The sequence below is a fragment of the Ancylobacter radicis genome (assembly GCF_018449475.1).
Classification (GTDB): Bacteria; Pseudomonadota; Alphaproteobacteria; order Rhizobiales; family Xanthobacteraceae; genus Ancylobacter; species Ancylobacter radicis.
The window spans coordinates 100665-114039 of the sequence record NZ_JAHCQH010000021.1 but is presented as its reverse complement, the minus strand read 5'-3'; the positions used below and the strand labels follow the sequence as shown (position 1 = coordinate 114039).

Sequence of the window (13375 nt, the reverse complement as noted above, 5' to 3'; positions counted from 1 at the left end):
TCAGGTTTCCACCGGCGGCGGGGCGCCGAGATGTTTGGCGAAGAAGTCGAGCGTGCGGCCCCAGGCGAGCTCTGCGGCGGCGGGATCAAAGCGGGTCGGGCTGGTGTCGTTGTTGAAGGCGTGGTTGACGCCCTCATAGACATAGATCGTGTAGTCCTTGCCCGCCTTCTTCAGCGCCTCCTCATAGGCCGGAATGCCCTCATTGATGCGGTTGTCGAGCCCCGCATAGTTCAGCAGCAGCGCGGCCTTGATGTCGGGCACGCGCTCCAGCGGCGGCTGCATGCCGTAATAGGCGACGCCCGCCTTCAGTTGGGGGCTCGCCTGCGCGAGCAGGTTCACCATCGCCCCGCCCCAGCAGAAGCCAACGGCGCCGACGGCTCCCGTGGAGTCCGGGTGCGCAGCGAGGAAAGTCACGGCATCTACCGCGCGCCTCACCGTGGTCGGGCGGTCGAGCGCCGCGATCATCTCGCGGCCACGGTCCTCATTTTCCGGCGTGCCGCCATCGGCCGAGAGGAAATCGACGCCGAAAGCGAGATAGCCGGCCAGCGCGACCCGGCGCGTGACGTCCTTGATATGCGGGTTCAGGCCGCGATTCTCATGGATGACGATCACCGCCGGGCGCTTGGCCACCGCGCGCCTCGCCTTCACCAGATAGCCGCTGATGCGCGTGCCCCCGGATTCATAGGTCGGGGTGGTGATCTCAAGGCGCGGATCGTCATCCTCGACGATAGCGGCGCGGGCATAATCATTGGTGAGCAGCGGCAGCAGCGCGCTCGCCGCCGCGACCGAGCCGGCCAGTCCCGCCAGCCGCTCCATGAAGTCGCGCCGGCCGATCTGGCCGTGAGTGAAGCGGTCATAGAGATCGATGATGCGCTGGTCCAAAATGCGCTGGTCCAAGCCGCCCTCCCGCGTGCCGTTGGGTCAGAGACCGGCACGATGGCCCGGATCGACCGGCACGGCACATCAGAAATATGGGAGCGGTATTTTTACACCGCACAGAAAAAGGGCGCCGCTCGCGCGACGCCCTTTCGTAGAATGCGGATCGAGACAGCTGGATCAGAAATCCATGCCGCCGCCGCCCGCCAAAGTCGGCTGCTGCCGACTTTGGTTTCGCGACAAAAGCCGGGCGGCTCAGCAGGACGTCCTCAGAAGTCCATGCCGCCCATGCCGCCGCCGCCCGGCATGGCCGGGCCGGAGGAAGCGGGCTTCGGCAGGTCGGCGACCATGGCCTCGGTGGTGATCAGCAGGCCGGCGATCGAGGCGGCATCCTGCAGCGCGGTGCGCACGACCTTGGCCGGATCGACGATGCCGGAGGCGATCATGTCGACGAACTGCTCGGTCTGGGCATTGAAGCCGAAGTTCTGGTCCTTCGACTCCTGCACCTTGCCGACCACGATCGAGCCTTCAACGCCGGAATTCTCGGCGATCTGGCGGATCGGGGCCTCAAGCGCGCGCAGCACGATCTTGATGCCGGCGGTGATGTCCGGGTTGTCGGAGGACAGCTTCTCGACCGCCTTCTTGGCGCGCAGCAGGGCGATGCCGCCGCCGGGGACGATGCCTTCTTCAACGGCCGCGCGGGTGGCGTTGAGGGCGTCGTCGATGCGGTCCTTCTTCTCCTTGACCTCGACCTCGGTCGCGCCGCCGACGCGGATCACCGCGACGCCGCCGGCGAGCTTGGCCAGACGCTCCTGGAGCTTCTCGCGGTCGTAGTCCGAGGAGGTCTCCTCGATCTGCTGCTTGATCTGGGCGACGCGGCCCTCGATGTCCTTCTTCTTGCCAGCGCCGTCGACGATCGTGGTCTTTTCCTTCTCGATCACGACCTTCTTGGCGCGGCCGAGCATGGCGAGGCTGACGCTCTCCAGCTTGATGCCGAGCTCTTCCGAGATCACCTGGCCGCCGGAGAGGATGGCGATATCCTCCAGCATGGCCTTGCGGCGATCACCGAAGCCAGGGGCCTTGACGGCCGCGACCTTGAGGCCGCCGCGCAGCTTGTTGACGACGAGCGTGGCCAGGGCCTCGCCCTCGACGTCCTCGGCGATGATGACGAGCGGCTTGCCCGACTGCACCACGGCTTCGAGAACCGGCAGGATGGCCTGCAGACCCGAGAGCTTCTTGTCGAAGATGAGCATGTACGGATCTTCGAGATCCACCGTCATCTTCTCGGGATTGGTAACGAAGTAGGGGGACAGGTAGCCACGGTCGAACTGCATGCCTTCGACGACGTCGAGCTCGGTCTCGGCGGTCTTGGCTTCCTCGACGGTGATCACACCCTCATTGCCGACCTTCTGCATCGCGCCGGCGATCATCTCGCCGATCGTCGCGTCGCCATTGGCGGAAATGGTGCCGACCTGCGCCACTTCGTCGGTGTTCTTCACCTTCTTGGCGCGCTTCTGGATGTCCTTGATGGCCTCGATCACGGCGAGGTCGATGCCGCGCTTCAGGTCCATCGGGTTCATGCCGGCGGCCACGAACTTGGCGCCTTCACGGACGATCGACTGGGCCAGAACGGTCGCGGTGGTGGTGCCGTCGCCCGCGAGGTCATTGGTCTTCGAGGCCACTTCGCGCACCATCTGGGCGCCCATGTTCTCGAACTTGTCCTCGAGCTCGATCTCCTTGGCGACGGTGACGCCGTCCTTGGTGATGCGCGGGGCGCCGAAGCTCTTGTCGATGACGACGTGACGGCCCTTGGGGCCGAGCGTCACCTTGACGGCGTTAGCGAGGATATCGACGCCGCGCAGCATCTTGTCGCGCGCGTCGCTCCCGAATTTTACTTCTTTGGCAGCCATGAGGCCTACTCCTGAATGGGGGTTGGTCGGCCCCCACGGCATCACCGCCGGGAGGCGGGACGAACACATGGGGGCAGAAAAGGTCCGGTGTCAGAGGGTCGTCAGCCTCAGCCGACGATGCCCATGACGTCGGATTCCTTCATGATCAGGACGTCCTGACCGTCAATCTTCACTTCCGTGCCCGACCACTTGCCGAACAGCACCTTGTCGCCGGCCTTGACGTCGAGCGGGACCAGCTTGCCGGCCTCGTCACGGGCGCCGGGGCCGACCGCAATCACTTCGCCCTGCGAGGGCTTTTCCTTGGCGCTGTCGGGGATGATGATGCCGCCTGCGGTCTTCTCTTCCGCGTCGAGGCGCTTCACCACGATACGATCATGCAGGGGACGAAACTTCAGCTTGGCCATTTCGGGCTCCTCGGATCTTCCGCTCTGGCGCCGCCATGGCGCTCGTGAACAGGTCTTAGCACTCTTCATAGGGGAGTGCCAAAGCCACTGCGGAGATAGGGGGGCCATCCGAGGCTGTCAAGGCGCGAGGCGGGCAACATTTACCGCAGAACAGGCGCCATAGAAACGAAAAACCCGGCCTGGGGACAGGCCGGGTTCAACAGGGTGAGGCCGGATCAGGAGGCCTTCTTGATCGTCTTCTCGACCGAGGCCTTGATCGGCTCGGCGGTATCGGTGGCCACCTTCTGGGCGAGGGTGGACAGTTCCTTGGCCTGCGCCGAAAGCACATCGAACTGCTTGCGCATGTGGCCGGTGGAGAGTTCCACGGCCTCGGACACGCTTTTGGTGCCGAGCAGCGCGCCCATATAGTCGAACGCGGCGTTCACATTAGTGCGCAGCGACTCCAGGGCGACGGCGTTGTACTCGGCAACACCCTTCGACGCCGTGGTGTAGGTGTCTTCAAGGAGATCGGTGGTCTCTTCGGCGCTGGTCTTCATCTTCTCATACGCCTCGCGGGCGGACTGGACGCCCTTTTCCGCCATTTCGCGAACCACCGCCGGCACTTCAAGCGCGGTGAGGTCCATCTTCGGCATGGCGGATTCGAAGGCAGCGGTGGCGGCCTTGGCGGTCTTCTTCGGCGACGGCGGAACGGTGGTGGCGTCAACCATGATTTTCTCCTCGCGTTCGCGGGTCATGACAAGAAAGGCGACGGTCGCATCCGCGCGTGCGCGACGGCGCCTCCGACTTGGCAGACGCGGCTACAGGGAGCCCACCCAAGTCGACAGAAATTAATTGTGCACTGCAATATCATATTGCAACGCACAATCAACCGGGAGTGGCGGATTTTTTTTACGCCCCGCGCGGATTGGCGCGGGTCGACAGAGGTGCCGGGTGGCCGGCGGTCAGCTCGCCTTGGAGCCGGGCGGCTTCGGCCCGGGCTTGCCTGCCGGCGGCACCGGAGCGACGGGCATCGTGATGTGCACGCCCAGTTCCTTGGCCTGCGCGGTGAGCCGTTCGGCCTGAACCTTCACATAGTCCGCCTGCAGCCGCGACCATTCCTCGACCGTTGAGGCCCGCGCGAGGCGCGCGGCGAAATCGAAGCCGGCGGCAATATTGTCTTCGGCGAACCGAAGAGTGGTCCGTCCAAGATCGCGCGCACTGTCATGCGCCACATCGACCTGACGTCCGGCATCGTCGAGCGCCTTGTGAGCGGCGTTGATGAAGCCGTCCATGGCGGCGCGCGCCTGATCGACCCCTTGTTCGGCGATGTTGCGCAGTTCCGGCGGCACTTCCAGCTTCGGGCCGTTGGCCATGGCAATCTCCTCCGCGTTGCCCCGTCATCGTACCGGCAACTGCCGGCTGGTCCATTCGCGTTGACGCCTACGACTAAAGTATTGCTCCGCACCGCCATTGCAACAAAATTCGGCCGCGAAGGGCCCATCCGGTGCAACGGCTGGTTAACCGGGATCGGTGGCGTCCGGTTAACCGGAAAGTACGAAGGTGGCACGACAGGGGGTGGGGATCGTGGCGCCGGGCCACGGCACGCACTATTCTGACGGCAGGAGCGGGGCTCGCATGGCGCGCGCCGGCATTCCTCGACGTCCCAGAGGGGCAGTTTTCGGGCGCTATGAGCATTCCGACGGACGGGCAACATCCTTCGGCCGCGACGGGCGCGGATGAGGCTCTGCGCGCGCTCGCCGCGCCCAGCCTTGCCGCCGCTGCGCCGGCTCTGCTGATGCGCCTCGACGGCTCGCTGATCGCCGCCAATCCCGCCGGCCGCGCGCTGATCGGCGCGTCGACGCCGCCGGACGAAACCCGCGCCGCCGCCGCCCGCGTCGCCGCCACGCTGCGTCCGGGCCGCCCGTCGCGGCTGGAACGGCTGCGCCTGCCCGGCCGGCTGGTTCCCTCGACCATGGCCTGCTCGCTGCTGGCCGCCGGCACGGCCCGCGCCATGCTGATGGTGTCGGTGGACGCGGGCGCGCCCGCTTTGAGCAGCAAGCCTTTGCACGATCCCGCCGAGACAGCCCCCGCGCACCCGGACCTGTCGGAGCCGGCCGCCCCGGCCCCGCTGCGCTTCACCTGGCGCACCGACCTCCAGGCACGCCTCACCCAGGTGGATGCCCGGCTGGCGCAGGCACTCGACCTGCCGGCGGACAGCCTCATCGGCCATGACTGGTACCGGCTCGGCGCCAGCGAGGCGCACCGCGCCATTGTCGAGGGCCGCAGCTTCGCCCGGCTGCCGGTGCTGCTGCCGACCCGCCGTGGCGACGCGCTGGTGGTTGAACTCGGCGGCGCGCCCATTCGCGGGGAAGGCATGCGCGGCTATGGCATCGTGAAGGGCCGTGGCGCCGCGCCGGCCGGCGTGCCCTATAGCGCGCCCGCACCATCCCCCGTCGCGCGGCACTCTTTCGCTCCAATCGCTACGACCCCGTCCGCCACGGCTTTGCCTACCTTGCCCCCGACGCGAGAGGCGTCTTCCGCGCCGATCGAGCGGACCGGCGACATGCCGCCCACCCCGGCTGCGCCATCGTCTGACGCGCCCGCTCCTTTTGTGCCGCCCCCTGAAATTCCGCCCGCCGAGGCGGAGGCTGCCGCGCCGGTCCGTGTCACGCTGAGCATCGTGCCCTCGTCGCCCAATGTCGTGCCGCTGCGCAGCGGTGTGGAGAACGGCGGCGCCCGCACCTCGTGGGAAGGCCTGTCCACCGGAGAACGCAACGCCTTCCGCGAGATCGCCCGCGCCCTCGGGGCCCGCCTTGAAGGCGTGGAGGATTTTCCCGAGCCGACGATGGTGACCCCCTCCATCCCGTCTCAGTCGGAAATCGTCGCGCCGGCTGAACCCGTTTCTCCCGCCTCGCAAGCAGCCCCCGCGCCGACGGACGCCCCCCCGCCGCGCCCCGAGCCGGATGGGTTGCAGCGCGTTCTCGTCGAAGGCGAGCGCCCGGTGCTCGACCGGCTGCCGCTCGGCATGGTCGCCTTCCGCGGCGACCGCCTGCTCTATGCCAACCGGGCGCTGCTCGACTGGACCGGCCATGCCGATCTCGCCGCGCTCGAAGCGGCGGGCGGGCTCGCGGCGCTGTTCGGGACGGATGCCTCATCGAACGATGAGGACAGCCGCTCCCTGAGCCTGCGCGGCGCCGAGGGCGAAGCCATCGCCGTCGAAGCCCGGCTGATGTCGGCGCCCTGGGATGGCGGCACCGCCATGCTCTACATGCTGCGCCGTCTCGATCCCGCTGCCGACGAGAAGCTGCGTCAGGCCGAGCTGGCGCTGCGCGAAGCCGAGAACGTCTCGCGCGAACTGCGCTCCATCCTCGACACCGCGACGGATGGCGTGGTGCTGATCGACGCCGCCGGCACCGTGCTCAGCATGAACCACCCGGCGGAAGCCCTGTTCGGCTTTTCCGCCCGCGAGGTCACCGGCGAGAATTTCACCCTGCTATTCGCTCCCGAGAGCCAGCGCGGGGCGGTCGATTATCTCGATGGCCTCGCCGCCAATGGCGTCGCCAGCGTGCTCAATGACGGCCGCGAGGTCATCGGCCGCGTGCGCGAGGGCGGGCTGATCCCGCTGTTCATGACGATCGGCCGCGTCGGCGAGGACGCCTCGAAGTTCTGCGCCGTGCTGCGCGACATCACCCAGTGGAAGCGTGCCGAGGAGGAACTGACCGAGGCCAAGCGGCTCGCCGAGCGCGCCAACATGGCGAAGTCCGACTTCCTCGCCAAGATCAGCCACGAGATCCGCACCCCGCTCAACGCCATCATCGGCTTTTCCGAAGTGATGATGGAGGAGCGTTTCGGCGCAATCGAGAACCAGCGTTACCGCGACTATCTGCGCGACATCCACGCCTCGGGCGGCCATCTCATCTCGCTGATCAACGACCTGCTCGATCTCTCCAAGATCGAGGCCGGCAAGCTGGACCTGTCCTTCACCAGCGTGTCGGTGAACGAGATCGTACAGCAGAGCATGGCCATCATGCAGCCGCAGGCCAATCGCGAGCGCATCATCATCCGCTCCTCGCTCGCCTCCGAGCTGCCGCCGGTGGTGGCGGATGCGCGCTCGATCCGGCAGATCGTGCTGAACCTCGTCTCCAATTCGATCAAGTTCACCCGGCCGGGCGGTCAGGTGATCCTGTCCACCGCCTTCACCGAGGAGGGCGAGGTGGTGCTGCGCGTGCGCGATACCGGCGTCGGCATGTCGGAGGCGGACATCTCGGTCGCCATGGAGCCGTTCCGCCAGCTTGCCACCTCCGGCCGCGCCGGCTCGGGCGGCACCGGCCTCGGCCTGCCGCTGACCAAGGCGCTGGCGGAGGCCAACCGGGCCAGCTTCAACATCCGCAGCGCGGTCGATGTCGGCACCATCGTCGAGATCGTCTTCCCCTCGACGCGCGTGCTGGCGGAATAAGGACGCTCAGGGCAGCGGGCCGGCGACGCCGAGGGCGGCGGGCTTGGCGAAAAGCGGGCGGGCGGCGCCGGAGCGGCGGATCAGGGCCTGCGGATCCGGCAGGATCACCGGCTGCTCCCAACTCCCGCGCACGATAAAGGGCAGTTCGAAAGAGACCAACTGGGGCGAGCCGCCTTCAGCGGCCAGCGCGGCAGCCGCTCCCTGCGGCGCGGCCCCGGCGCGGACGGCGCCGACAAGCTGGGCCACGCCGACGAAATCGAGGCTCCGCTCGGCGATCGAGCTTTCCCCCGCCAGCGAAATTCGCAGTTTGTCACTGGCGATATCGAGCCGGCCGAGCGTGGCGATGCCGCCGCGAATAGTACTCTCGATGGCGATCTCGCTGAACGGCGTGCGTCCGCCGCGAAGGTCGCCGGTGGCCGAGAGCGGGCGCTGTTCCAGCCGGGCGAGGATGCGCCCGACATCGAAGCCGACCAGCGCGCCGCTTTCGCCGGAGAGGCTGAACGTCCCGTTGAGCGCGCTGATGATCTGCGCCACGCTTGTTCCCGTGCCACCCGCCGTGAGACGGAAGGAGCCGGCGCCCTCCAGCCGCGACATACGGAACAGGTCGCCCATCGCCCGCGCGAGCGCGACCTGGTCGGCGGACAGTTCGAGCCGCGCCTCGGCGCCGCCCGGAGCGGGCGCGACATGCATCGCCGCGCGGAAGATGCCGTTCCACGCCTCCGCCTCGCCGATGGCGAGCAGGAGCTTGCCCGATTTCAGCGTGGCGCTCGCCGCCATCCGCTCAAGCCGGCCGGTTCCGAGCCGGACCTGCGTGGCGGACAGGCGCAGATCGAGATCGAACTGCGAAAGGCGCGACAGGTCGATCGTGTCATGGCTCCAGTCCGTGCCCGCCGCATCCGATATCGAGATCTGGCCATAGGGGCTGAGATCGAGGGTCTCGGTCGCCAGCGAGCCCTGCACGACCGGGCGGGGCCCGTCGAGACGCAGCGTGAATCCGCCCTCGCTCACATTGCCATCGAGTTCCAGCCGCGCGCCCGACAGCGAGGCGCCCTGCCCGGACACCACGGACTGGGCCTGCAACGAGAAACTGCCAAAGCCTTGAGACGTCGGCGCCTCCAGCCCGAGCCAGACAAGCGTCTGGCGCAATTGCCGCGAGCCGAGGGTCAGCGTGCCATTGGCGACGGGGCCGCCGGCAAGCTTGGCCGTGCCGTCAAACGCCATGTCGAGTGGCGCACCGGAGAGCTTCATCTGGATCGCGCTGGTGCCGCCGGTCATCAGCGCGCCGATGGTGTCCGCCGCGAGATCCACGTCGATCGGCTCGCCGCGCCAGACCACCCGCCCTTCGACCTCGGCGTCGCGACCGCCGCGCCAGCCGACGCGCAGATCGGCCGCCGGGATGATCACTTCGCGCGTGTCGCGGCGGGCCAGAACCACCCGGCCATTGGTAATGCGCAGTTTGGCGTTGAATTTGGCGGAGGCCAGACGGAGCACGGCGGTCGAGAACGGGTCGATGTCCAGCTCGCCCTCGGTGAGGGTGAGTTCGGGACCTTCAAGCTCGATATGGTCCGCCCGCGCATGGCCGGTGAGCAGCGGCAGAAGGTCGAGCACCACGCGGGCATGGGGCACAGCAAGGCTGGCCGGCCCCTCGCCGAAGCTGATGTCGCTCACCTCCAGCGCCGGCCAGGGAAAGATCGAGAAGCTCACCGCGCCGTCGATGCGGGGGGATTGCCCGGCCGCGTGCTGCAGCGCAGCCGTCGCCTCGGCGCGCAGGCGCGCTTCGGAGGCGAGCTTGGGCGCCAGCGCCGCGCCGACCAGCACGAGCACCACCGGCAGCAGAAGGATGGGAACCAGTTTTCTCATAAAATGCCGATAAAACCCCCGGCTTCTGGCCTAGCGCAGGCGGAACAAGCTGCGCAAGCGTCACGGGCAAGCGATGGGGAACCCGTCCTCAGTTCGCCGCAACATGTTGCGTCTCTGTGTCTGTTTGATGGCCTGACAGACGCCGGGGCTGGAGCTATGAATGGCGCGGGAAACCGCATCGCGTGAGACGGGCGGACCGTTTGGGAGACCGATGACATGGCTGTCGTGACCGAGGAAGCGTTGTGGACCCCCAGCCCGGAACGCATCGCCGGAGCGGCCGTTACGGCCTTCATCCGCGCGACCAATGAGCGGCACGGCACGGATCTGAAGACTTATCGGGACCTGCATGCCTGGTCGATCCTGCGGCCCGATTGCTTCTGGGAACAGGTCTGGGATCTTGGCGAGGTGATCGGCGACCGCGGGGACGTGGCGCTCATCGACGGCGAGAAGATGCCGGGCGCCCGCTTTTTCCCCGAGGCCCGGCTGAACTATGCCGAGAACCTGCTGCGCTCGCGCGACCTGTCGAGCCTCGCCCTCATCTTCCGCGGCGAGGACAAGGTCGAGCGCCAGGTGACCTTCGGCGAACTCTGCGATCTCGTCTCGCGCCTTCAGCAGGCGTTGCGCGCCGCGGGGGTCGGGGTCGGCGACCGGGTGGCGGCCACCATGCCGAATCTGCCGGAAACCATCGCCGTCATGCTGGCGGCGGCCTCGCTCGGCGCCATCTTCTCATCCTGCTCGCCGGATTTCGGCGAGCGCGGCATTCTCGACCGCTTCGGCCAGATCGAACCCAAGGTCTATGTCGCCTGCGACGGTTACTGGTACGCCGGCAAGCGTGTCAGCATCGCCGACAAGCTGAAAGCCGTCGTGCCGCACCTTCCCACCGCCGTGAAGACCGTCATCGTGCCCTATCTCGGCGAGGCCGAGGAGGTGGCAGCCAGCCTGCCGAACGGCGTCAGCCTCGACGCCTTCCTCGCGCCCTTCGCCCCCGCCCCGCTGCATTACGAGCGGCTGCCGTTCAATCATCCCCTCTTCATCCTGTTTTCCTCCGGCACCACGGGCGTGCCGAAATGCATTGTCCATGGCGCCGGCGGCACGCTGCTCCAGCACATCAAGGAGCACCGGCTGCACTGCGATCTGCATCCGGGCGAGCGGCTGTTCTATTTCACCACCTGTGGCTGGATGATGTGGAACTGGCTGGTGACCGGCCTCGCCAGCGGGCTCACCCTCTGCCTGTTCGACGGCTCGCCCTTCGCCCCCTCCCCCTCGGTGCTGTTCGACTATGCGGCCAAGGAGCGTTTCGCGCTGTTCGGCACCTCGGCGAAGTATATCGACTCGCTGCGCAAGGAGGGGCTGCGGCCGGCCGACACGCATGACCTGTCGGCGCTGAAGACGCTCACCTCCACGGGCTCGCCGCTGGCGCCGGCCGACTTCGCCTATGTCTATGAGGCGATCAAGCCGGACCTGCACCTCGCCTCCATCTCCGGCGGCACCGACATCGTCTCCTGCTTCGTGCTGGGCGACCCGACGGCGCCGGTCTATCGCGGCGAAATCCAGTGCGCCGGCCTCGGCATGGCGGTCGAGGTCTGGTCGGATGACGGCCGGCCGGTCACCGGCGAGCGCGGCGAACTGGTCTGCACCCGCCCCTTCCCGTCCATGCCCGTGATGTTCTGGAACGACCCGGAGGGCGCGAAGTACCACGCCGCCTATTTCGACCGGTTCCCCAACATCTGGTGCCATGGCGACTTCGCCGAATGGACCGTGCATGGCGGTCTCATCATCCATGGCCGCTCGGACGCGACGCTGAACCCGCAGGGCGTGCGCATCGGCACGGCGGAGATCTACGCCCAGGCCGAGCAGGTCCCGGAGATCGTCGAGGCGATCGCCATCGGTCAGGACTGGGACAATGATGTGCGCGTGGTGCTGTTCGTCCGGCTCAAGGCCGGCGCGGTGCTCGACGAGGCGCTGGAGAAGCGCATCCGCACGCAGATCCGCACCGGCGCCAGCCCGCGCCACGTGCCGGCCAAGATCATCGCCGTCACCGACATTCCCCGCACCCGCTCCGGCAAGATCACCGAACTGGCGGTGCGCGAGGTGGTGCATGGCCGGCCGGTGAAGAACACCGAGGCGCTGGCCAACCCGGAGTCGCTGGAGCTCTACCGCAACCTGCCGCAGCTCGGCGCCTAGAGACCGCGCCGCCGCGCTCTCCTCGAGCTGGAGCATCAGTCCTGCGTCGGGCGGCTCAGCCGCGCCAGCAGGATCACCGGGGCGAGGCCCACCAGCACGATCAGCAGGGCGGCGATGGCGCCGTCCTCATAGGTGCCGCGCGCCGCCTCGGCATAGACATGGCTCGCCAGCGTCTCGAAATTCAGCGGGCGCAGCATCAGCGTCGCCGGCAATTCCTTCATGCAGTCGACGAACACCAGCAGCGCCGCCGTCCCGAGCGCCGGGCGCAGCAGCGGCAGATGGATGCGCCGCACCACCCCGCGCGGCCGCTCGCCCAGGCTGCGGGCCGCCATGTCGAGGCTCGGCGAGATCTTGCCGAAGCCCGCCTCCAGCCCGCCGACGGGAATGACGAGGAAGCGGATCACATAGGCGATCACCAGCGCCGCGCCGGAGCCGGACAGCAGCAGCCCGGTCGACATGCCGAACATCTGGCTGCTCGCCGCCGCGACGAGGTTGTCGAAGGCGGCAAGCGGCACCAGCAGGCCGACTGCCAGCACGGTTCCCGGCACCGCATAGCCGAGCCCGGCAAGGCGCGGGACAAGACCGGTACGCAGCGCGCCGGTGCGCCCGGCAAGGGCCACCAGCAGGCCGCCGCCCAGCGCGATGGAGGTGCCGGCGGCGGCGAACAGGGCGGTGTTCAGCGCCTCCTGCGCGACGCTCACCGGAAAGCCGGTGAACTGCCAGCGCGCCCACGCCATATGCGCGAGATGGCCCGCGGGCAGCAGGAAGCCGAGCAGCACCGGCAGGAAGCAGCCGATGATGGCGAGTACTGCCGCGCCGGCCGTAAGCTGGCGCCGTGCGGGCGGGCGCACGCGGGCCCCGACATTGGCCACGCTCAGATGCCGCCGCCCCCACCGCTCCAGCACCACCAGCCCGATCATGATGGCCAGCATGAACAGGGCGATCTGCGCCGCGCCGGGCAGGCTCGATCGGTTGAGCCAGGTCGAATAGATGGAGAGCGTCAGCGTCTGCACGCCCAGAAATTCGGAGGCGCCGACATCGTTCACCGTCTCCATCAGCGCCAGCGTCACCCCCACCGCCAGCGCCGGGCGGGCGAGCGGCAGGGCGATGCGGAAGAAGCTCTCCCACGCCCCGGCGCCCAGCGTACGGGCGGCCTCCAGCACGGAGGACCCCTGCACCAGGAAGGCGGCGCGGGCGGTGAGATAGACGTAAGGGTAGAGCACCAGCCCGAGCAGCACGATGCAGCCCGGCAGCGAGCGCACCTCCGGCAGCCACAGGCCGCGCGGGCTGGCGATGCCGAGCACCTGCCGGATCAGCGTCGGCACCGGCCCGAGCGGATGCACTGCATCGACATAGACGAAGGCCTGGATATAGGTGGGAATGGCGAGCGGCAGCAGCAGCGCCCACTCGAACAAGCCGCGACCGGGAAAGCGGCACACCGCCACCAGCCAGGCGGTGCCGGTGCCGATGATCCCGGCGATCACCCCGACGCCCAGCACCAGCAGCAGCGTCTGGCCGAGCGCATGCGGCAGCACGTGACGCAGCAGATTCGGCCACAGATCGCCCGAGCCCTGCGCGGCGGTCCACAGCAGGGCCAGCAGCGGCAGCAGCACGACGAGCGCGACCAAAGCCGCGCCCCAGCGCAGCGCCCGGCCTCGATCCACTCCCGCACCGCTCTGGGCCACGGCCATCGTCATGCGGCTGTC

General features: G+C 68.2%; 9 protein-coding genes. 2 read left to right on the top strand and 7 right to left on the bottom strand.

What is annotated here, in order from left to right:
• The 5 genes from KIP89_RS16735 to KIP89_RS16715 form a co-directional block, all read right to left on the bottom strand.
• Positions 1 to 897: a dienelactone hydrolase family protein gene (locus KIP89_RS16735; RefSeq protein ID WP_213756731.1), complete on the bottom strand. Its 897-nt coding sequence runs from the start codon at positions 895 to 897 to the stop codon at positions 1 to 3.
• Positions 898 to 1145: 248 nt separating this feature from the next.
• Positions 1146 to 2786: a chaperonin GroEL gene (groL, locus tag KIP89_RS16730; protein WP_213756730.1), complete on the bottom strand. Its 1641-nt coding sequence runs from the start codon at positions 2784 to 2786 to the stop codon at positions 1146 to 1148.
• Positions 2787 to 2893: 107 nt separating this feature from the next.
• Complete coding sequence (gene groES, locus KIP89_RS16725) at positions 2894 to 3190, bottom strand: co-chaperone GroES (protein ID WP_213756729.1); 297 nt, start codon at positions 3188 to 3190, stop codon at positions 2894 to 2896.
• A gap of 215 nt (positions 3191 to 3405) precedes the next feature.
• Positions 3406 to 3897, bottom strand: coding sequence for a phasin (locus tag KIP89_RS16720; RefSeq protein WP_213756728.1), 492 nt, complete (start codon positions 3895 to 3897; stop codon positions 3406 to 3408).
• A gap of 234 nt (positions 3898 to 4131) precedes the next feature.
• Positions 4132 to 4542, bottom strand: coding sequence for a phasin family protein (locus KIP89_RS16715; protein ID WP_213756727.1), 411 nt, complete (start codon positions 4540 to 4542; stop codon positions 4132 to 4134).
• Positions 4543 to 4856: 314 nt separating this feature from the next.
• Between KIP89_RS16715 and KIP89_RS16710 the strand changes: the two genes are divergently transcribed.
• Entirely contained in the window at positions 4857 to 7625 is a 2769-nt protein-coding gene (locus tag KIP89_RS16710) for an ATP-binding protein (protein WP_213756726.1), read from the top strand.
• A gap of 6 nt (positions 7626 to 7631) precedes the next feature.
• On the opposite strand, the gene KIP89_RS16705 is transcribed toward KIP89_RS16710, so the two are convergent.
• Positions 7632 to 9485, bottom strand: coding sequence for an AsmA family protein (locus KIP89_RS16705; protein ID WP_213756725.1), 1854 nt, complete (start codon positions 9483 to 9485; stop codon positions 7632 to 7634).
• A 216-nt stretch (positions 9486 to 9701) separates the two neighbouring features.
• Between KIP89_RS16705 and KIP89_RS16700 the strand changes: the two genes are divergently transcribed.
• Positions 9702 to 11669, top strand: a complete 1968-nt coding sequence (locus KIP89_RS16700; protein WP_213756724.1) for an acetoacetate--CoA ligase — start codon at positions 9702 to 9704, stop codon at positions 11667 to 11669.
• Positions 11670 to 11704: 35 nt separating this feature from the next.
• Here the strand turns inward: KIP89_RS16700 and KIP89_RS16695 are convergent, their stop codons facing one another.
• Positions 11705 to 13366: an ABC transporter permease gene (locus KIP89_RS16695; RefSeq protein ID WP_213756723.1), complete on the bottom strand. Its 1662-nt coding sequence runs from the start codon at positions 13364 to 13366 to the stop codon at positions 11705 to 11707.
• Positions 13367 to 13375 lie beyond the last annotated feature (9 nt).